The sequence below is a fragment of the Pseudomonas sp. 58(2021) genome, assembly GCF_017491585.1.
GTDB lineage: Bacteria > Pseudomonadota > Gammaproteobacteria > Pseudomonadales > Pseudomonadaceae > Aquipseudomonas > Aquipseudomonas fluorescens_BT.
On record NZ_JAFGYZ010000024.1, the window covers coordinates 61,497 to 82,598 of the forward strand.

Genomic DNA, 21,102 nt, shown 5'->3' on the forward strand with positions numbered 1-21,102 from the left:
GCCCATGCAGCGAATCTACGAGCCGGAAAACCTGATGGAAGGCGAAATGCTCAAGGGCATGCTCGCCAGCGAAGGCATCGAGGCGCATCTGGTGGGGCGTGATCTGCTAGGCGGCACGGGCGAGTTGCCGATCTTCGGCCTGCTGGGGCTTTCGGTCGAGAACGATCAGGCCGAATACGCCCGCGAGCTGATCAGCGCGTACAATGCCGCGCTGCCGCTGCCCGGCGATGAACCGGAGAGCTTCCCCGGTACGCTGGTCTGTTAGGCTGACGTTCGTTTTATTCTTGAGTCGTGCTGCCCCATGTGTGGACGTTATGCCCTGTTTCGCTGGAACCGCGACTTCGCGGCGCTGCCAGGTTTTCCCGCTGATCAGCAGGCGCAGTGGAACATTTCTCCCAACGATTCGGTGTTGATGCTGCGCGCCGAACCTGATGGCCAGCGCACCCTGGCCCGTGCCCGCTGGGGCCTGACGCCGCCGTGGCTGACTGATCTGTCGCGTACCCCGGCCCATGCCCGGGCCGAAACCGTTGCCGAACAGCCAATGTTCCGCGAAGCCCTGCGCCTGCGCCGTTGCCTGCTGCCGGCCAACGGGTTTTACGAATGGCGCGGAAATGTGCGCAAGCACCCGTACTGGCTGACGCCGGGGGAAGGTTCTTCGCTGTTTTTTGCGGCGATCTGGGAGGCGTATCCGGTGCAGGAACAGGTGTGGCTGAGCACGGCGGTGATCACTCAGTCGGCGGCCAGTCAGCGCCGGCCGTTGATTCTCGACGAGGCGGGGCAGGCGGCATGGCTCGATCCGGAAACGCCGCTGCACGTCCTGCAAGGCCTGCTCGCCAGCGAACCCGCCGCCTTGCGCGAGCGGGTGCTGGCGAACCTGGTCAATGATCCGAAGCTCAACGGGCCGGAGTGTCTGACTCCGGCCTAGCAGCAGATCAAGAGCCCCCCTCACCCTAACCCTCTCCCGGAGGGAGAGGGGACTGACCGAGATATATTGCAGAAATACACCGACTTGAAAGTTTTTTGCTGAATCCATAATCGACACTATTTACCAGGTCGATGTATGACGGAAGACAGCTCGGTCGGCTCCCTCTCCCTCCGGGAGAGGGCTGGGGTGAGGGGGTGGCTCTTAAACCTTGAACTGATTGATCAACCGCCGCTGCTGCTCCGCCAGTTTGGTCAGGTCCGCACTGGCCGAACTCGATTCATCCGCACCACCGGCCACCTCGTTCGCCACCTGACCGATATTGATCACGTTGCGGTTGATGTCGTCGGCCACTGCGCTCTGTTCTTCGGCGGCGCTGGCGATCTGGGTGTTCATGTCGTTGATCACCGACACCGCCTGGGTGATGGTCTCCAGCGCTTCGGCGGCCTTGGCCGCGTGCTGCACGCTTTCGTCGGTGCGGTTCTGGCTGTCTTCCATGACCCGCACCACATCCCGGGTGCCCTGCTGCAGTTGCTGGATCATGCTCTGGATTTCTTCGGTGGCTTTCTGGGTCTTCTGCGCCAGGTTGCGCACCTCGTCGGCCACCACGGCAAACCCGCGACCCTGTTCACCGGCACGTGCTGCTTCGATGGCGGCGTTGAGGGCCAGCAGGTTGGTCTGCTCGGCGATCCCGCGAATGGCGATGAGGATCGCGTTGATGTTCTCGCTGTCCTTGGCCAGCGTCTGCACCACGTCCACGGCCTTGCCGATTTCCACGGCCAGCACGCCAATCGAGTTGGAGGTGTCACGCACGATCTGCATGCCCTGACTGGCCGCCTGATCGGCATGGCTGGCGGCTTGTGCCGCCTGGGTCGCGTTGCGCGCGACGTCCTGGGCGGTGGCGGTCATTTCCTGCACGGCGGTGGCCACCTGATCGATCTCGGCCATCTGTTTCTGAATGCCGATATTGGTCCGGATCGCGATGTCCGCGGTGTGCTCCGAGGAATCGCTGACGCTCTGTACCGACGCTACCACCTGCGTGATCATCCCCTGCAATTTCGCGAGGAAGGTATTGAAGCCTTTGGCGATGGAGCCGAGTTCGTCGTTGCGATCACTGGTCAGGCGACGGGTCAGGTCGCCCTCGCCCTGGGCAATGTCGTCGAGCATGGTGACCATTTGCTTCAGCGGACGGGCGATGCCGTGGCCCACCAGCCAGATCACCAGCAAGCCGAGGCCGGCAATGATCAGGCCGACCATGGCCATGCCGAAAGTGTCGGATTTGCGCTGGGCGTCGAGGTCGCCTTGCAGCTTTTGCAGATCGGCCATCACCGCGTTCAGTGGCAGTTGCAGCATCAGTGTCCAGCGCGCGTCGGTCTGACCGATGCCGAAGGGCAGGTACAACTCGATCCGGCCTTGCTCTTTATTGATGGTGTAAGTCACTTCGCCGCGCTTGAGATTGGCCATGTTGGCAATCTGTTGGGCGTCGAGAATGTCGCTGACCTTCTCGCCGAATTTGCTCGGGTCCTGGGTGTAGGCGACGATCCGGCCGTTGCTGCCGATCAGGGCCATTTGCCCGGCGCCGCTGTAGAGCTTCTGGTTTGCGCCCAGCAGCATTTCCTGGATGAAGTTCACCGACAGGTCGGCGCCGACGATGCCCTGGAAGGTGCCGTTGAGCATGATCGGTTCAATGAAGGAGGCGAGCATGACGATCTTGTCTCCGACCTTGTACGGGGCCGGATCGATCACACAGGATTTCCTGGTTTCTTTCGAGCACAGGTAGTACTCGCTGGCGCGCACGCCGGTGGACAGGACTTTCTGGTCGTCAACGTCCACCAGTTTGTCCAGGCCCAGGGTGCCGTCGTCATTGCGAAACCACCACGGCAGGAAGCGCCCGTTGCCAGGGTCGATGCCGACAACCTGGGTGCCGACATAGGCCGCGTCATTGTGATCCAGCGCATTTTTTTCCCAGCCGATGTAAGTGCCGAGAATCTTCGGGTTCTTCTCGACGTTTTCCTTGATCAGGCTGATCAGCTGCTCGCGGCTGACGGTCAGTCGAGGCTGGCCGTCGGTGCCCGGTGTGCCGAGCAGGGCGTTGACGCGCACCAGTCCGCCAGCAATCAGCAGTGGTGCTTCGAGTTCGCGCTGGATCTGGCTGACCTGGGTCTGCGCCAGCGAGGTCAGGCGCTGTTCGATGACTTGCTCGAACTGGGCCTGAGTCCGTTGCTGGACCATTTCCTGGGTGCGGGCACCGGAGAACAGCGCATACAGCACCAGCGCAGCGACTACGCTGAGCACGATGGCGCCGGCCAGGGCGGCCACGGAAAACTGGATCGACTTGAACTTCATGGGAGCTCCGCACGCGAGAGGACGTCTGCCGCTGCTGTATCGGCAGCCACTATTGCGCCATGAGGCAAAACGCATGCAATCAGGGCCGGATGTCGCAAATGGATCAGTGTGCGACGCTGCTGCAGCAGGCTTGCCGAAGAATGTGAATTTTTTCCTGCAGGACTGGCGGGCGTCTTCTGAAAACAGGTGCAACACGTCCGTTGTATCTGGCGTCGATACAATTACCCGCCTAGGATACGCGGCAGGTTTTCAGGGAGCTTTTGAATGAACAAGACATTGGTTGTAAGTGCACTGAGCGCAGCGCTGTTGCTGGCCGGTTGTCAGTCGGTCAACACCACCAGCGGCGGTGCCGTGGGCGTGGAGCGCAAGCAGTACATGTTCAGCATGCTGTCCTCGCAAGAGGTCGACCAGATGTATGCCCAGTCCTATCAGAAGACCGTTGGCGAGGCGTCCAGCAAAGGTGTGCTGGACAAGACCAGCAACGAAGCCAAGCGGGTTCAGGCGATTGCCAACCGCTTGATCGCCCAGGCGCCGAACTTCCGTCCGGATGCGGCGCAATGGCAGTGGGAAGTGAACCTGATCAAGAGTGACGAACTCAACGCCAACTGTGGTCCTGGCGGCAAGATCATTTTCTACACCGGGCTGATCGACAGCCTGAAACTGACCGACGATGAAATCGCTGCGGTCATGGGCCATGAAATCGCCCACGCCCTGCGCGAGCACGGTCGTGAAGCGATGTCCAAGGCCTATGGCATCGAAATGGCCAAGCAGGGCGCCGGCGCGTTGCTCGGTCTGGGTCAGGACAGCCTGGCGCTGGCCGATACCGTGGCCAACTACGGCATGACACTGCCCAACAGCCGCGCCAATGAGAACGAAGCCGACCTGATCGGCCTGGAATTGGCTGCCCGCGCCGGCTACAACCCGAACGCCGCGATCACCCTGTGGAACAAGATGAGCAAGGCGTCCGAAGGTGCACCGCCGGAGTTCATGAGCACTCACCCGTCCTCCAGCAGTCGCACGGCTGCCTTGCAGGCGGCGATTCCGAAGGTCATGCCGCTCTACGAAAAAGCGCCCAAGTCCTGAAACAAATGACCGCTCCCACACTGAGTATGGGAGCGGTCTGCCGGATCAGACCCAGCCGCTGCTCTGCATCGCCTTGTACACCGCGACGATTGCCAGAATCATGAACGCCGAAGCCGCGAGGCGACGGATCAGGGTCAATGGCAATTTGTCTGCGGCAAAGTTACCCGCCAGAACCACCGGTACATTGGCAATCAACATGCCGAGCGTGGTGCCGATGATCACCAGCCACAGTTCCGGGTATTGCGCAGCCAGCATCACGGTGGCGATCTGGGTCTTGTCACCGATTTCCGCGAGGAAGAAGGCGATCAGGGTGGTCAGGAACGGCCCGAACTTGCGGGCGGTGCTGGCTTCGTCGTCGTCCATCTTGTCCGGCACCAGCGTCCACAGGGCGGTGGCGGTGAAGCTTGCGGCGAGAATCCAGTGCAGGACAGCATCGGAGAAGAAACTGCCGAACCAGGCGCCTACCGCACCGGCTGCCGCATGGTTGGCCAGGGTCGCAGCGACGATGCCGGCAATGATCGGCCAGGGTTTGCGAAAGCGAGCGGCGAGAATCAGCGCGAGCAGTTGCGTCTTGTCGCCGATTTCGGCCAGGGCAACGATTGCGGTGGGAACGAGTAACGAGTCCAGCATCAGGATTTCCTAAGGGGCGGGTCGACACGGCTATGACACGTACAGCCTTCCCGCCCCGGGTAAGGTGTGCGTGTCATAGGTCTTGTCAAACCCTGCGATCCGTCTGCTGCGGACGCTTGGGTCGCATACGCCATGATCTGAGGATCAAGTATGTTGACGTATGCCGGACGAGCATGGCGCTCGTGGGAGACTACTCCCCTAGGACGGAGCGGATTCTGCCTAGGCAGAATCCATTCGGCAAGTGCTAATTTTCAGCCGCGCTTGGCCCGGTAAATCCGGAAACCATTGCCTTCAGCCTTGATCGCACACACGCCAAGATGTTCTTCGATCAGCGGTTGATACTTCAGGAAGCTGTTCGCCACCAGCCGCAGTTCGCCGCCGTTTTTCAGATGTTTCGCTGCTTTTCGCAGCAAGTTCTCGGTCGCGAAATAGTCGGTGTGAACGCCGACATGGAACGGCGGGTTGCTCAGAATCGCATTCAGGCCCATCGGCGCGGCATCGATACCGTCACCGGTCAGCACCTCGGCTTCCAGACCATTGGCCGCCAGGGTCAACCGGCTGCTGGCGGCAGCGAAGGCATCAACGTCGAGCAACGTGACCTGATTGTGCGGGTAACGACGCTTGACCGCCGCACCGAGCACCCCGGCACCGCAACCGAAATCCAGCAAATGACCGCTCGGCAGTTTGTCCAGGTGTTCCAGCAGCAAGGCACTGCCGCGATCCAATCGGCCATGGCTGAAGACGCCCGGCAGGCTGATGACTTTCAGCGGTCCCTCGGCCAGTGGCAGCTCATAAGTCTGGGCCAGGCTTTCCAGGGATTTGGCTTCAGGGGCGTTGGCCACCGTCACTTGCCACAGTTGGCAATGGCGTGCGCTGTCGAGTTTGCGCGGCTTGCCGAACGGGTTGAGTTGCTTGGACGCGCCTTCGATGCCGCTGCGCTTTTCCCCGACCAGAAACACCTCACGCCCGGCCAGACGTGAAGCCACGGCATTGAGGACGTAGTCGGTCAAATCCTTGGACTTGGGCAGGAACACCACGGCGCTGTCGAATGCGCGCTCCGGCACATTCACGCCGAAATGGCTGCGACCTTCGAAGCGCGCGTCGAGCGCCGCCTGGTCACCCGCATGCCAGCACCAGCCGAAGGCGTCGGGCAGGCGCCCGAGCAAGTCATCGGCCGGCAGACCGGCCAACAACAGCGAGCCCTGGAATAACTCGACCTGACGAAGCAGTACTTCACTGCGCGGATCCATAACTGCTCCTGTGAAAAAAAGTGCCGCAGTTTATCAACTGACGACCCGCAGCGCCTTACCGCTGTAGAACGCCTGGGTGTTTTCCACCAGTTGGCCGACGATTCGCTGCCGCGCTTCGCGGCTGCCCCAGGCGTTGTGCGGGGTGACGAGCAGGCGCGGGATGTCGGCGGCCAGCAGCGGATTGCCCTGGGTTGGCGGTTCGACGCTCAATACATCGGTCGCCGCGCCACCCAGATGACCATTGCGCAGTGCATCGGCCAGGGCTTGTTCGTCAATCAGCCCGCCACGGGCGGTGTTGACCACGAAAGCACCCGGTTTCATCGACGCCAGCTCGCGGGCACCGATGAAGTGGCGGGTGTGTTCATTGAGCGGGCAGTGCAGGGTGAGGGCGTCGATCTGCGGCAGCAGCTCTTCCAATGGCAAGCGATCCGGACGGGCCGGGCGCCCCGGAATCTGCCCCAGCAACACACACATGCCAAAGGCTTCGGCCAGACGCGCAACTGCGCCGCCCAGTTCGCCATGCCCGAGCAGGCCGAGGGTTTTGCCCTCCAGCTCAACGATCGGATAATCCAGCAGACAGAACTGTTTCGCCTGCTGCCAGCGTCCCTCACCGACGGCTTTTTGATAATCGGCCAGCCGCGTGGCGAGGTTGAGCAGCAGCATGATCGTGTGTTGCGCCACCGATGGCGTGCCGTAACCCTGGCAGTTGCACACGGTGATGCCATGGGCGCGGGCGGCGGCCAGATCGACGTTGTTGGTGCCGGTGGCGGTGATCAGGATCAGCTTCAGCTGTGGGTTGGCGGCCATGGCGGCGGCGTCGATCAGGACCTTGTTGCTGATCGCCACGGTCGCCCCTTGCAGGCGTTCGGCAATCTGCGCAGGCAACGTCTGGGCGAACAGTTGCAGATCGCTGAAGCATTCACGCAAAGGACTCAGATCGAGATCGCCAAGATCCAGCGACGGGTGATCGAGGAATACGGCGCGGTGGGCGTTCGTCATCAACTGTACCTGTTGTGCTTTGAAGGGAAGGCGTAATCTGCCGAGCCTACCAGATGAAACACCTGTGGGAGCGAGCCTGCTCGCGAGGCGTCGTGTCAGGCAATAGTGAGGCGGCTGACACTCCCCTTTCGCGAGCAGGCTCGCTCCCACAGGAATGTAATGACTTCAGAGGAGCCCCCATGTACTGGACCGAATTCTTGACCGTTGCCCTGATCCACCTGTTGGCCGTCGCCAGCCCCGGTCCTGATTTCGCCGTGGTGGTGCGCGAAAGCGTGACCCACGGTCGGCGCGCCGGGACCTGGACCGCGCTGGGTGTGGGCACGGCGATTTTCCTGCACGTCGGTTATTCGCTGCTGGGCATCGGCCTGATCGTTTCCCAATCGATCGTGCTGTTCAACGCTTTGAAATGGGCCGCCGCCGCTTACCTGCTGTACATCGGCTACAAGGCCCTGCGCGCGCAACCCGCCAAGACCGTGACTGACGACCTGCACAAAGAGGCCGGCGAACGCACCGCCCGTGGCGCCTTCACTTCAGGCTTCGTGACCAATGGTCTGAACCCGAAAGCCACGCTGTTTTTCCTGTCGCTGTTCACCGTGGTGATCAACCCGCATACGCCACTGGCGGTGCAGGCCGGCTACGGGATTTATCTGGCCGTCGCGACCGCAACCTGGTTCTGCCTGGTGGCAATGCTGTTCAGCCAGCAGCGCGTGCGCGCCGGTTTCGCCCGCATGGGCCACTGGTTCGACCGCACCATGGGCGCCGTGCTGATCGCCATCGGCGTGAAACTCGCGTTCACCGAGATGCATTGATCGAACTGAGCTGATTCAGGGCGTTGAGGTACTCCCGGGGATTGTCCCCGAGCAAACGGCGAAACATTGCGCTGAACGCCCGCGCGCTGCCGTAACCCAGATCCCGCGCCACGCTCTGCACGCTGTCCCCGGCGAGCAGGCGGGGCAGGGCTTCCATCAGGCGCAATTGCTGGCGCCAGGCATTGAAATTCATCTTCAGTTGTTGCTGGAACAGCCGCGCCAACGTGCGTGAGCTGGCGCCGACATGCTGCGCCCAGTCTTCCAGGGTGTTGGGATGATCAGGCTCGCGCAGCAGCGCCAGGCAAATGTTTTGCAGGCGCCGGTCGCTGGGCATGGGAATGTGCAGCGGCAGGTTTTCGAGGCCGGCCAGTTCCTCCAGCATCAATTGCTGGATCAGCGGGTTGTCGGCGTGGGGCGGGCCCTGCACTGCGCGCAGGATCAGTTCGCGCAGCAACGGCGTCACGGCCAGCACGCAACAATGTTGCAGGCTGGCGGGCGACAGCTCGGGGGCGATGAACAATGAACGCATCTGCACATCGCCGGACATGAAGATCTCGTGGCCGATCTGCGGTGGGATCCACACAGCGCGGGTCGGTGGAATCACCCAAGCACCTTGTGCCGTGACCACCCGCATGACCCCGCTCACCGCATACAGCAACTGCGCCTCGCGATGCAGGTGCAATGGCTGGTGCGCGCCGTCCAGGTAATCCCGGGGGTAGGCGCTCACCGGGCCGTGTTCGAAATGGCTGATCAACATGTCCGGTTCGCTGACTTGAATGGCAGGAATGCGCTTTTTTGCCAACTTAGCATAGGCGCTCACACCCTTCCTGTTCATAAAAAGAAAAGCGTGCCGCGATGAATCAATCCAGAAATGTCATCCGCTACATCAACGCAGCCCATGTGATCGATCACATGTTCATGCTGATTTTCCCCGCCGCCGTGCTCGGCATGACCCAGGCCTTCGCCCTCGACTACGCCGCGCTGATCGGCCTGTCGCTGGGCGGTTTCATCGCGTTCGGCGCCTGTTCGCTACCGGCCGGCTGGCTCGGCGATCACTGGAGCCGGCGACGGATGATGCTGGTGTTTTTCTTCGGCATCGGTGGTTCGGCGATCGTTACCGGCTTAAGTAACAGCCCGACGATGCTGGTAATCGGCCTGACCCTGATCGGCATTTTTGCTGCGATCTATCACCCGGTCGGCACGGCGATGCTGGTGGCCTATGCGCAAAATCGTGGCCGCGAAATCGGCATCAACGGCATGTGGGGCAATCTTGGCGTGGCGTTCTCGGCGCTGATCACCGGTCTGCTGGTGGCGCAGTTCGGCTGGCGTTCGGCGTTCCTGATTCCGGGTGCCGTGGCCATCGTGCTGGGGATCGGTTTTGCCTTGCAGGTGCGCGAGGAGCCGATCCCCAAGCGTCCGCACACCGCGCTCAAGGGCGCCGGCGGCCAGCGGATTTCGATGGCCATGGTGTTCGGCGTGCTGGCCTTGGCCACGGCCACCGGCGGGGTGGTGTTCAACGCCACCACCATGACCTATCCAAAACTGTTTCAGGAGCGCTTGCATGACCTGTTCGCCTCGCCGCAGACCCTCGGTGTGGTGGTGAGCCTGGCTTACGCCTTCGGTGCGATTGCGCAGTTGAGCATCGGTCGGGTGTTGCACCGCGTCAGCCTGAAATGGCCGTTTATCGCGCTGACGTTGTGCCAGGCGCCGTTACTGTTCGCGCTGGCTTATGTCGATGGCTGGGCGGTGATCGCCGTTGGGGCGGCATTCATGTTTGTGGTGTTCGGTCAGGTGACGGTGAACGATTCGATGGTCGCCAATTTCGTCGCGCCGCAATGGCAGTCACGGGTATTTGCCCTGCGTTACTGTTTATCGTTCGGTGCCAGTGCGACGGCGATTCCGCTGATTGCCTATGTCGAACCGCGCCATGGGTTTGTGGGGCTTTACCTGATTCTGGCCGGTTTTGGCGCTTTGACTTTCCTCGCGGCGGTGGTTTTCCCACGAACGCCTTCCGAAGCGTCTGTAGGGCAAATGGTCTGAGCGGTGACGAATACCGGCAAATGCTGGCGCAAAGCTAGCATTTGTACGGCTCTGCAAATCATTCCTTTGGCTGATTTGGCTGGCGTATAAGGGTTCTAGAGTACAAAACTCCAACGCCAACACCGTGCAGTCAGAAAAGGGATTCTTATGTTGCAGACTCGCGTTATTCCGCCCGCCGAAGGGGCCTACCAGTATCCACTGCTGATTAAACGGCTGCTGATGTCAGGCGCCCGTTACGAGAAAACCCGCGAGATCATCTACCGTGACCAGCTGCGCTACAGCTACCTGACCCTGATCGAGCGGGTCGCGCGGCTGGCCAACGTACTGACGGCGGCCGGGGTCAAGGCCGGTGACACTGTGGCGGTGATGGACTGGGACAGCCATCGCTACCTGGAGTGCATGTTTGCGATTCCGATGATCGGCGCGGTGATCCACACCATCAACGTGCGCCTGTCGCCGGAACAGATCCTCTACACCATGAACCACGCCGAGGACCGTTTCGTGCTCGTCAACAGCGAGTTCGTCGGGCTGTACCAGGCCATCGCGCCGCACCTGACCACGGTGGAGAAAACCCTGCTGCTGACCGATCTGCCGGAGAAAACCGCGGATCTGCCGAATCTGGTCGGCGAGTACGAGCAACTGCTGGCGGCCGCCAGTCCCCAGTACGACTTCCAGGATTTCGACGAGAACTCGGTCGCCACCACGTTCTACACCACGGGCACCACCGGCAATCCGAAAGGCGTGTATTTCACCCATCGGCAACTGGTGCTGCACACCATGGGCGTGTCGACCATCATGGGCGCCATCGACAGCGTGCGCCTGCTGGGCACCAACGATGTGTATATGCCGATCACCCCGATGTTCCACGTGCATGCCTGGGGCCTTCCGTATGTAGCGACCATGCTCGGGCTCAAGCAGGTTTATCCGGGGCGTTACGACCCGGAATTCCTGGTCGAGCTGTGGCGCAAGGAGAAGGTCACGTTCTCCCATTGCGTGCCGACCATCCTGCAAATGGTGCTCAACGCCAAGGGCGCGCAAGGCACCGATTTCGGCGGCTGGAAAATCGTCATCGGCGGCAGTGCGCTGAACCGCTCCCTGTATGAAGCGGCCAAGGCCCGGGGCATTCAGCTCACGGCAGCCTATGGCATGTCGGAAACCGGGCCATTGGTGTCGTGCGCACATCTGAACGACGAGTTGATGGCGGGCACCGAAGACGAGCGCACCACCTACCGGATCAAGGCCGGCGTGCCGGGGCCATTGGTCGAAGCGGCGATCGTCGACACCGAGGGCCATTTCCTCCCGGCGGACGGCGAGACCCAGGGCGAACTGGTACTGCGCGCGCCATGGCTGACCGAAGGCTACTTCAACGAACCGCAGAAGGGCGCCGAGCTGTGGGCCGGCGGCTGGCTGCACACCGGCGACGTCGCGACACTCGACAGCATGGGCGTGATCGATATCCGCGACCGGATCAAGGATGTGATCAAGACCGGCGGCGAGTGGATCTCCTCGCTGGACCTCGAAGACCTGATCAGCCGTCACGTGGCGGTACGTGAAGTAGCAGTGGTGGGCATCGCCGATCCGCAGTGGGGCGAGCGTCCGTTTGCCTTGCTGGTGATCCGCGAAGGGCATGCCATCGGGGCTCGTGAGCTCAAGGAACACCTCAAGCCGTTCGTGGAACTGGGGCACCTGAGCAAGTGGGCGATTCCAAGCCAGATCGCCCTTGTTACGGAAATTCCCAAGACCAGTGTCGGCAAGCTCGACAAGAAGCGCATCCGCCTCGACATCACCGAATGGCAGGCCAACAACAGCACCTTTCTCTCGACGCTCTGAACGTCCCCTGGCGCGCCGAAAACGGCGCGCCAGACCCACCAAGCAAGCGCTTGGCTTGTGAAATCCGAATTTTCAGCCATCCTTGCCGTGCCGACATGTGTCGGACTGGCGAAAGGACTGTTCCAGAGTGGCCGGCAGCTGCAAATCACACTTTAGAGGGATCAAGCAGTACCACCTGCTGGCTATAGTCCGCTCAAGGATTTTTAAGAACGGGGCAATGCAACATTGAAGCGATTTCGGGAGGCCTCTGGCGCCCGGTCCTTCAGGCGTTTTTAAAAGTACTCACTGCCATAACAATAATGCACATGGAGTAGCGTCGATGACCTCAGTAAACCAGTTCTGGCGCCGGGCGAAACTGCCTCTGGCGGTCAGTCTTGCCTCCACGCTCGCCGGGCCCGCATTCGGCGTCAGTTTCAACGTCGGTGAAATCGAAGGCCAGTTCGACTCCTCGCTCTCCCTGGGCATGAGTATTTCGACCCAGCAGCCGAACAAGGACCTTATTGGTGTCAACAACGGCGGCAGGGGCCTGTCCCAGACCTCTGACGACGGTCACTTGAACTTCAAGAGCGGGCAAGCGTTCTCGAAGATCTTCAAGGGCATCCATGACCTCGAATTGAAATATGGCGATACCGGTGTCTTCGTCCGGGGCAAATACTGGTACGACTTCGCGTTGCAGAACCAGGACCTGGAATACAAGGACGTCAGCAACCATAACCGCGACGTGGCAGCACGATCTTCGGGCGGGCAGATCCTTGACGCCTTCATCTACCACAACTACGCCATTGCCGATGAGCCGGGCTCGGTGCGTCTGGGCAAGCAGGTGGTGAACTGGGGCGAAAGTACCTTCATCGGTGGCGGCATCAACTCGATCAACCCGATTGACGTTTCCGCGTTCCGCCGTCCGGGGGCCGAGATCAAGGAAGGCCTGATTCCGGTCAACATGTTCTACGTGTCCCAGAGCATCACCGAAAACCTGTCCGCCGAAGGTTTCTATCAGATCGACTGGCAGAAGACCGTGACCGACAACTGCGGCACGTTCTTCTCCCAGCCTGACATCGTCACCACCGGCTGCGACGACAACCTGCGCGTGCTGAACAAGCGCTCGACCATTCCGGGCGTTGCCCTCGGCCCGCTGGCGGCCGCCAATGTCGACGTCAACGAAGAAGGCGTGCTGGTGCGCCGTTCGCCGAACCGCAACGCTCGGGACAGCGGGCAGTGGGGTGTTTCGGCCAAGTACATGTTCGATCCGCTGGCCACCGAGTTCGGTGCCTATTTCATGAACTACCACAGCCGTGCGCCGATTTTCAGCGCAACCGGCGCGCCACAGTCGATCTATAACGGCGTCAAGGCGCTCCCGGGCCCGTTCCAGGCATTGGGCCCTCTGGTGGTGGCGGGTAACTCCGAGTATTTCATCGAATATCCAGAGGACATTCGTCTGTACGGTCTGAGTTTCTCCACCACCCTGCCTACCGGTACGGCGTGGAGCGGTGAGATCAGCTACCGACCGAACGCACCGGTGCAACTGAACTCCACGGATATCCTGTTCGCCGGTGTGCGTCCATTGGGCGGTGCACTGACCAACGCGTCGATCCTCAATGGCGTTCCGGGCCAGGACCTGCACGGTTACAACCGCAAGGAAATCACTCAGCTGCAGACCACCCTGACGCACTTCTTCGATCAGGTCATGGGCGCCAACCGCCTGACCCTGGTGGGTGAAGTCGGTGTGACCCACGTCGGCGGGCTGGAAAGCAAATCCGAGGCCCGCTACGGCCGCGATCCGGTCTTCGGTCCGGGTGAACTGCCGTCCACTGGCGGTCTGAACACCTGCTCGCAGATCCTCAACACCTCGACCATCAACGGTGCCGGTCCTGGCGCTTCGACCAGCAACCGCTCCAGCAATTGCGACAACAACGGGTTCACCACCGCCACGTCCTGGGGCTATCGCGCTCGTGCCATCTGGGATTACAGCGACGTGTTCGCCGGCGTGAACCTGAAGCCGAACGTGGCCTGGTCTCACGACGTCAAGGGTTACTCCCCGGGCCCTGGCGGCAACTTCGAGGAAGGCCGCAAGGCCATCAGCCTCGGGCTGGATGCCGAATACCAGAACACCTACACCGCAAGCCTGGCCTACACCAACTTCTTTGGTGGCGAATACAGCACGGTGGATGATCGCGACTTCGTTGCCCTCAGTGTTGGCGTGAACTTCTAAGTACAGTTTTTTCAGGACGAACAAACACATGAAAATAACAAAGAGTCTGTTCCACGCCGGTGTTCTGGGGCTTTCGCTGCTGGCCACCAGCGTAATGGCGGCGGTCCCTGCCGCCGAAGCCGACAAACTGGGCAAGAGCCTGACCCCGATGGGCGCCGAGATGGCGGGCAACGCCGACGGTTCGATCCCGGCCTGGAAGCCGCTGGCGAAGAATGCCGGCACGATCGACAGCAAAGGCTTCCTGTCCGATCCGTACGGCAGTGAGAAACCGCTGTTCACCATCACCGCGCAGAACGTCGACCAGTACAAGGACAAGCTTGCACCGGGCCAGTACGCGATGTTCAAGCGTTACCCGGACACCTTCAAAATGCCGGTCTACCCGTCCCATCGCGGTGCTACCGTGCCGGATGACGTGTTCGCCGCCATCAAGAAAAACGCAACGACCACCACGCTGGTGGCCGGGGGTAACGGCCTGGAAAACTTCCAGACCGCCATCCCGTTCCCGATCCCGAAAGACGGTCTGGAAGTCATCTGGAACCACATCACCCGCTATCGCGGTGGCAGTGTGACCCGTCTGGTAACTCAGGCGACGCCGCAGACCAACGGCTCGTTCAGCCTGGTGTATTTCCAGGACCAGTTCGTGTTCCGCGACAAGATGAAGGACTACGATCCTGCCAACCCGGGCAACGTGCTGTTCTACTTCAAGCAGAAAGTGACCGCACCGGCTCGTCTGGCAGGTACCGTGCTGCTGGTGCACGAGACCCTCGATCAGGTGAAGGAGCCGCGCAAGGCATGGGTTTATGCAACCGGTCAGCGTCGTGTGCGTCAGGCACCGCAAGTGTCCTATGACGGTCCGGGTACTGCGGCGGACGGCCTGCGTACCTCCGACAACCTCGACATGTACAACGGTGCACCGGATCGTTATGACTGGAAGCTGGAAGGCAAGAAAGAGATGTACATTGCCAACAACAGCTACAAGATCGATTCGCCGACGCTGAAGTACGCCGACATCATCAAGGCCGGCCACATCAACCAGGACCTGGCCCGTTACGAGCTGCGTCGCGTCTGGCATGTGGTGGCAACCCTGAAACCGGGCCAGCGTCACATTTACGCCAAACGTGACTTCTTCATCGATGAAGATACCTGGCAGGCCGCCGTCATCGACCATTACGACGGTCGTGGTCAGCTGTGGCGCGTCGCCGAGGCTCATGCCGAGGACTACTACGACAAGCAAGTGCCGTGGTACGCGCTGGAAACCCTGTACGACCTGCAATCGGGTCGTTACCTGGCACTGGGCATGAAGAACGAAGAGAAACAGGCTTATGACTTCGGGTTCTCTGCCACCAAAAGCGAATTCCAGCCTGGCAACCTGGGCCAGGACGGTATCCGCTAAGCTGTAACCCGAGGCCGCATCCTCGAAAAAACGCCCCGACTGGTTCGGGGCGTTTTTTATCGGCTGCCCCTCAAGTGCCTTGTTCTGACGTAATCTGAAGGTAGACTGTCGCGACTGAAATCTACGGACGGCCACTCGTGCTCAAGCGTTCATTCATCAAGGCCCTGATACTCTCTTCATTTTTTGTCATCGGTAGCAGTCATGCCGGCTCACACGACAAACCTCGCGTACTGATCATCGGCGACTCCATTTCGATCGGCTATACACCCTATGTCACGAAGTCGCTGGCCGCAGAGGCCGAAGTTGTCCACAACATCGGCAACGCTCAGGATTCGACCAATGGCCTCAAGAACCTCGACGCCTGGCTCGAGGGTGGCAAATGGGATGTGATCAGTTTCAACTTTGGTCTGTGGGATCTGTGCTATCGACGTCCTGGCCCCGTCACACAGGAAAACCGTGACAAGATCAACGGCTCGATTGCCGTTCCGCTGGATCAGTATGCAATCAACCTTGCGCAGATCGCGACAAAACTCAAAGCCACAGGGGCGAAGGTGATCTTTCAGAGTGTGACCGTCGTACCTGCGCAGGAACCTGGCCGCAACAGTGACGATGTCGGCCGATATAATCGAGCCGCCGCGGATGTGATGAAGCGGATGGGGATCCCGATAAACGATCTGGAAGCCGTGTCGGCGGCACTTTCGGACAATCTGCGTGAGTCGGATACTGACGTTCACTACACCGAAGCAGGTTATGAGCAGCTTGCCAGATCGGTCACTCGAAGCATCCAGGCACAACTGTGATCTGCATTTTTCGGACTTCGCCACGGCGGGCGGAAGTTGCCGCCCGTATTCGGAGGCGGTGATTACGCCTCCGACATCGGAGCTGGATCCGGGAGATCTGTCACTGAAGTTCGACATGTTTGCTTGTAGTCTTTTTGTAGTCATTTGTTGCAATAACCTTCAATCCCTCTTCGTTTAAGGCTAGTCTGCGGACATCTGCTACGCCGCCAACAGCCATTCGAACAAGAGCCGGCCATGACTGATCTGTCCCCACTTCCGGGTCCCGCAAGCGTTGCCGTCGCGGCACTGGACGGACGTTTTTTCCGTCCTCCGCTGCCGGACGGATACGTCTTGCGACCACGCCTTTGCGAGCGCCTGCGAGCCGGGCTCGGTGGACGTCTGTTGCTGGTCTGCGCCCCGGCCGGGTTTGGCAAGAGTTCGCTGGCCGTGGAGTTCTGTCAAAGCCTGCCGGGTCATTGGCACAGTCTGTGGCTGGGACTGAGCGCCCGGGACAGTGATCCGGGGCGCTTTCTCGAGCGCCTGCTCGAAGGCCTGCAGGACTACTTCCCGGAACTTGGCAGCCGCGCACTCGGCCTGTTGAAAATGCGCCAGCGTCATCAGCCGTTCGCCTTCGAAGAATGGCTCGACGGTTTGCTCGATGAGCTGGCATTGCACCTGCAACCGACCTCGCCGCTGTTATTGGTGCTGGACGATTACCACCTCGCCCAAGGACCGGTACTTGACCGCTGCCTGCAATTTTTCCTCAATCACCTGCCCGATGGCTTGCTGGTCATGGTTACCAGCCGCCAGCGGCCGGACTGGCATCTGGCTCGTCTGCGCCTGTCGCGACAATTGCTCGAACTGCATGAACAGGATTTGCGACTGACCCACGACGAAGCCCTGGCCCTGCTTGATCGTCACAGCAGCTCGCTGCGCGGCGAAGCCCTTGAAAACCTGATTCAACGTAGCGAAGGCTGGGTGGCCGGGCTGCGTTTCTGGTTGCTGGCCGCTGCCGAGGCAGGCAGTGACATGGCCTTGCCTCAAGCACTGAACGGCGGGGAAGGGCTGATTCGCGATTACCTGCTGGAAGAGGTCATCGACTGCCTGCCCGCCGAGGTTCAGGCCTTTCTCTATGAAACCGCCCCGCAGGAGCGCTTTTGCAGCGAGTTGTGCAACGCGGTGCGCGATGCCCATGACAGTGCTGAAATCCTGCGTTTTCTCTCGGCTCACCAAGTGTTTCTGGTGCCGCTCGACGAGCATGGTCACTGGTATCGTTATCACCATCTGTTTTCCGATCTGTTGCGCAGCCGGCCGGTGGCTCAAGCCGTGGTGCCGACCGCCACGCTGCATCTGCGCGCCTGTCGCTGGTTCAATGCACAGGGCTTGCTCGATGAGGCGGTGGAGCAGGCGTTGCGTGCCGGACATCTCGATGTCGCGGCGAACCTGGTGCAGAACCTGTCCGAGGAACAACTGCTGGCCGAGCAGAACGTCGGCATGCTGCTGCGCTGGAAAATGGACCTGCCCGACAGCCTGCTGATCAGCACGCCGCGTCTGATCGTGCTGTACAGCTGGGCGCTGGGGCTGGCCTGCCAACTGGATGCCGCCGAAGAACTTGCCAGCCACCTGAGCCGTTTTCTGCCGGCGCCTTCGGCCACTGCACAGAAATCGATGCTGGCCCAATGGCTGGCACTCAGCGGCATCATCGCGCGAGGTCGCGGTCATCGCGAATTGACGCTGAAGTATTGCAGCGAAGCGCTGGAAAGCCTGCCGGCCAAACGTTATGGCCAGCGTTTGATGTGTCTTTCGACACTGTCCAACCTGGCGATTGCCGACGGCGATCTGTGGCGTGCACGGGGGTTGAATCGCGAGTCTCTTGAGCTGGCGCAGCGGGTCGGCAATCCGTTGTTCGAAGCGTTGGCGCATTACGACCGCGCTCGAGTATTGCAGTCACGCGGCGAAATCCTGCGCGCGCTGGATGAAGTGCATCAGGGGCTGGAACGCTTGCGCGGTTTGTCTCCACAGCGTTTGTACGCGGTACGCGCACGGCTGACGCTGTATGAAGGTTTTCTGTTGGCCATGCGTTTGCAGCCGCAGGCCGCGCGTGCGCGGCTGTTGATCGGGATCGGTGAGGCGCGCGCGTGTCGTGATATCAGCGTCTTGATCGGCCACTGCGTGGTCGCTCGCCTGGACGGCAGTGGTGGCGAATTTGCCAAGGCGTTCGCCGAACTCGCCGAAGCCGAACGATTGATGCACATCTGGGATGTTCCGCCGATCTACTACCTGGCAATGATCACCCTGGTCAAATGCGAACTCTGGCTTGCCCAGGGGCGTACCGATCTGGCCGAGGCGTGGTTGGCCCGACTGGGGCAGACCTACACCGGAGAACGTGCCGCCGCACCTCCTGAATTTCATCCGCAATTGCCCTTGCATGTTGAACTGCAACAGGCGCTGCTCGATGTGATTCAGGGGCATCCGATGCTCGCCGAAGGGCGTTTGAATGTGCTGCATGAAAATGGCCAGCAGACCGGCCGCCAATTGCTCAGCGTGATGGCGCTGACGCAGAAAGTGGCATTGTTGCTGGCGGATGGAAGGGAGCCGGAAGCGCGCAAGGCATTGAGTCTGGCGCTGGAGGCTGCGGCGGGTGGGGTCGTGCAGCCGTTCGACGCGCTCGTCAGCCAGCACCCGGACTGGTTGCGTGGGCAGTTGGTAACGAGCACCCCGGCTGCCGTCAGTCAGCAACTGCTTGAGCTTCTTCCACAACCGATGGCTCGCCCGGTCCTGGAGCAGGCCGCAACCGAACAACTCAGCAGTCGCGAGTTGGCCGTGTTACGGCTGATCGCCCAGGGCTGTTCGAATCAGGAGATCAGCGAGCAACTGTTCATTTCGTTGCATACCGTGAAGACCCACGCCAGCCATATCAACAGCAAGCTGGGTGTCGAGCGACGAACACAGGCAGTGGCCCGGGCCAAAGAGCTGGGTCTGTTGTCCTAGAGACAGTTAAAAAAACACCCCGCCAAGGCGGGGTGTTTTCATTTGTGTCTATCTGTCCGTTCAAGGATCCAAGGGGTCAGACCAGCACATCGTTCGCGCTGAGAGTATGGACACCCAGCAGTTGCACCTGGAAGTCAGCGCCGAGGTCACCGCTTACGTTGCCGAGAAGCACCTGATCCACGAAACGCAGTTGACCGGCACCGGTGAACTCATTGGAACCGATGAAAGTCATGTGCTGTACACCGAGGGTCAGCGGATCCATGTCGTAGCCGGAGAAGTCGATCTTGTCACCATCAAGCGCGCTGAAATCGGTAATGATGTTCTGTGAGTCGGCCGGGCCCATGCCCATTTCCGGTCCCAAGGTGATCCAGTTATTGAAGGTAAACGTGTCGGACCCAGTACCACCGGTCAGTGTGTTGCTTCCCCACCCACCGAACAGTGTGTCGTTACCTTCTGCGCCGAACAGTTGGTTGGTGCCGCCAAAGCCCATGAGTGTGTTATTGCCGGAGTTGCCGGTGAGGACGTTATCGAGATTGTTGCCGCTCAGGGTGAGGTCCGCATTGCCGAGCAATACGCCGTCTTCGACGTTGTCCGAAAGGCCGTAGTCGACCCAGGTCTGAATCAGGTCGTGGCCGCCATTGAGTGGCGATTCAAAGACGAGATCATTGACGTTATCGACGATATAGATATCGTCGCCGCCCTCGCCGATCATGCGATCGGCACCGAGCCCACCCGACAGGATGTTGTTGCCGCTGTTGCCGTGCAAGACGTTATCCAGAGCATTGCCGGTCAGGTTCAGGTTGGCGTTGCCAATCATCTGGCCGTCTTCGACGTTGGCCGTCAGCGTGTAGTCGACACTGATGTTGACGGTGTCGATACCTTCATCGTCAAGTTCAATCACGATATCGTTGATGTTGTCCACGATGTAGGTGTCGTGGCCGCCGCCGCCGATCATGGTGTCCGCGCCCAGACCGCCGTCGATGTTGTTGGTCGCGGAATTGCCCCTGATCACGTTGTTCAATGCGTTGCCGGTCAACACCGAATTGGCGTCACCGATCATCGTCAGGTCTTCGATGTTGGCTGAAAGGGTGTAGCTGGTATTGGTTCGGATCAGGTCGTGACCCTCGCCGATCTGTTCGATCACAACGTCCTGAGAATTATCCACAATGTAGATGTCATCACCGGCACCACCGATCAGGGTATCGACACCGGCACCGCCGTCGAGCGTGTTGTTAGCGGCGTTGCCATTGATCACGTTGTCTTGATCATTGCCGGTGCCGTTCAGGTTGGCGGTTCCTGCCAGGGTCAGGTTCTCGATACCACCGACAAGGGTATAGCTGATCGTCGAGATCACCTGATCGACGTCGCTGGCCGAACCGCCCATGTCCATGACAAAGTCAAAGTCGTCATCCACGTAGTAGGTGTCCGAACCGGCGCCGCCTCTCATCAGGTCCTGGCCCAGTCCTCCGTCGAGAATGTCATCACCGGCCCCACCGTTCAGCGTGTTGTTTTCACTGTTGCCGATCAGCACGTTGTTCAGATCGTTGCCGGTGCCCCTCATCGCATTGCCAGTCAGCACCAGGTTTTCCAGGTTGGCGCCTAGCGTCCAGTCGACTGAAGCGCGCACGGTGTCGATTTCACCGGCGAGGGTGCTGGTTTCGGTGACTGTGTCGCCGAGGTTGTCGACGATGTAGGTGTCATTGCCGAGCCCGCCGATCAGTTTGTCAGCGCCCAGTCCACCGTCGAGGATGTTGGCACCCTCGTTACCGGTGAGCACGTTATTGGCCGCATTACCGGTGCCGTTGAGGTTGGCGGAACCGA

16 protein-coding genes and 1 riboswitch are annotated in these 21,102 nt (G+C 60.6%); of the genes, 10 read left to right on the forward strand and 6 right to left on the reverse strand.

From position 1 onward, the window contains the following. Positions 1-4 precede the first annotated feature (4 nt). Together J5M72_RS23880 and J5M72_RS23885 are read left to right on the forward strand one after the other, a co-directional pair. Positions 5-265 (forward strand): DUF2007 domain-containing protein, encoded by a 261-nt coding sequence (locus tag J5M72_RS23880; RefSeq protein WP_085709319.1) that lies wholly within the window; start codon positions 5-7, stop codon positions 263-265. A 36-nt stretch (positions 266-301) separates the two neighbouring features. Further along, entirely contained in the window at positions 302-925 is a 624-nt protein-coding gene (locus J5M72_RS23885; protein WP_207867271.1) for an SOS response-associated peptidase, read from the forward strand. A gap of 201 nt (positions 926-1,126) precedes the next feature. Here the strand turns inward: J5M72_RS23885 and J5M72_RS23890 are convergent, their stop codons facing one another. Then, positions 1,127-3,268: a methyl-accepting chemotaxis protein gene (locus tag J5M72_RS23890; protein WP_207867272.1), complete on the reverse strand. Its 2,142-nt coding sequence runs from the start codon at positions 3,266-3,268 to the stop codon at positions 1,127-1,129. Between the two features lie 264 nt (positions 3,269-3,532). On the opposite strand from J5M72_RS23890, the gene J5M72_RS23895 reads away from it, so the two are divergent. After that, positions 3,533-4,351: a M48 family metallopeptidase gene (locus tag J5M72_RS23895; RefSeq protein ID WP_169431880.1), complete on the forward strand. Its 819-nt coding sequence runs from the start codon at positions 3,533-3,535 to the stop codon at positions 4,349-4,351. Positions 4,352-4,396: 45 nt separating this feature from the next. On the opposite strand, the gene J5M72_RS23900 is transcribed toward J5M72_RS23895, so the two are convergent. From J5M72_RS23900 to J5M72_RS23910, 3 genes are all read right to left on the reverse strand, one after another. Then, positions 4,397-4,981: a TMEM165/GDT1 family protein gene (locus tag J5M72_RS23900; protein ID WP_096822781.1), complete on the reverse strand. Its 585-nt coding sequence runs from the start codon at positions 4,979-4,981 to the stop codon at positions 4,397-4,399. A gap of 88 nt (positions 4,982-5,069) precedes the next feature. Further along, positions 5,070-5,192: riboswitch (yybP-ykoY riboswitch) on the reverse strand. A gap of 40 nt (positions 5,193-5,232) precedes the next feature. Then, a complete protein-coding gene (locus tag J5M72_RS23905) occupies positions 5,233-6,231 on the reverse strand; it encodes a class I SAM-dependent methyltransferase (RefSeq protein ID WP_207867274.1) in 999 nt (332 codons plus the stop codon). Between the two features lie 33 nt (positions 6,232-6,264). Next, on the reverse strand, positions 6,265-7,230 hold the full coding sequence (locus J5M72_RS23910) for a 2-hydroxyacid dehydrogenase (RefSeq protein ID WP_207867276.1): 966 nt from the start codon (positions 7,228-7,230) through the stop codon (positions 6,265-6,267). Between the two features lie 179 nt (positions 7,231-7,409). Between J5M72_RS23910 and J5M72_RS23915 the strand changes: the two genes are divergently transcribed. Then, on the forward strand, positions 7,410-8,039 hold the full coding sequence (locus J5M72_RS23915) for a LysE family transporter (RefSeq protein ID WP_169431876.1): 630 nt from the start codon (positions 7,410-7,412) through the stop codon (positions 8,037-8,039). Here the strand turns inward: J5M72_RS23915 and J5M72_RS23920 are convergent. Next, positions 8,023-8,796: a helix-turn-helix transcriptional regulator gene (locus J5M72_RS23920; protein WP_207867294.1), complete on the reverse strand. Its 774-nt coding sequence runs from the start codon at positions 8,794-8,796 to the stop codon at positions 8,023-8,025. The two genes, J5M72_RS23915 and J5M72_RS23920, sit on opposite strands and share 17 nt — an antisense overlap. 98 nt (positions 8,797-8,894) lie before the next feature. Here J5M72_RS23920 and J5M72_RS23925 point away from each other — a divergent pair, with 98 nt between their 5' ends. The 6 genes from J5M72_RS23925 (at position 8,895) to J5M72_RS23950 (ending at position 19,281) form a co-directional block, all read left to right on the forward strand. Then, complete coding sequence (locus tag J5M72_RS23925) at positions 8,895-10,079, forward strand: MFS transporter (protein ID WP_207867278.1); 1,185 nt, start codon at positions 8,895-8,897, stop codon at positions 10,077-10,079. Between the two features lie 147 nt (positions 10,080-10,226). Continuing rightward, positions 10,227-11,909, forward strand: coding sequence for a fatty acid--CoA ligase (locus J5M72_RS23930; RefSeq protein WP_207867280.1), 1,683 nt, complete (start codon positions 10,227-10,229; stop codon positions 11,907-11,909). Between the two features lie 319 nt (positions 11,910-12,228). Then, complete coding sequence (locus J5M72_RS23935; RefSeq protein ID WP_169431873.1) at positions 12,229-14,118, forward strand: DUF1302 domain-containing protein; 1,890 nt, start codon at positions 12,229-12,231, stop codon at positions 14,116-14,118. A gap of 28 nt (positions 14,119-14,146) precedes the next feature. Beyond that, complete coding sequence (locus tag J5M72_RS23940; RefSeq protein ID WP_207867282.1) at positions 14,147-15,511, forward strand: DUF1329 domain-containing protein; 1,365 nt, start codon at positions 14,147-14,149, stop codon at positions 15,509-15,511. Positions 15,512-15,648: 137 nt separating this feature from the next. Beyond that, positions 15,649-16,311: an SGNH/GDSL hydrolase family protein gene (locus J5M72_RS23945; RefSeq protein ID WP_169431871.1), complete on the forward strand. Its 663-nt coding sequence runs from the start codon at positions 15,649-15,651 to the stop codon at positions 16,309-16,311. A 234-nt stretch (positions 16,312-16,545) separates the two neighbouring features. Continuing rightward, positions 16,546-19,281, forward strand: a complete 2,736-nt coding sequence (locus J5M72_RS23950) for a LuxR C-terminal-related transcriptional regulator (protein ID WP_207867283.1) — start codon at positions 16,546-16,548, stop codon at positions 19,279-19,281. A gap of 76 nt (positions 19,282-19,357) precedes the next feature. On the opposite strand, the gene J5M72_RS29200 is transcribed toward J5M72_RS23950, so the two are convergent. After that, positions 19,358-21,102, reverse strand: a 1,745-nt coding sequence (locus J5M72_RS29200) for a calcium-binding protein (protein WP_207867285.1), incomplete at its 5' end; no start/stop codon positions are given.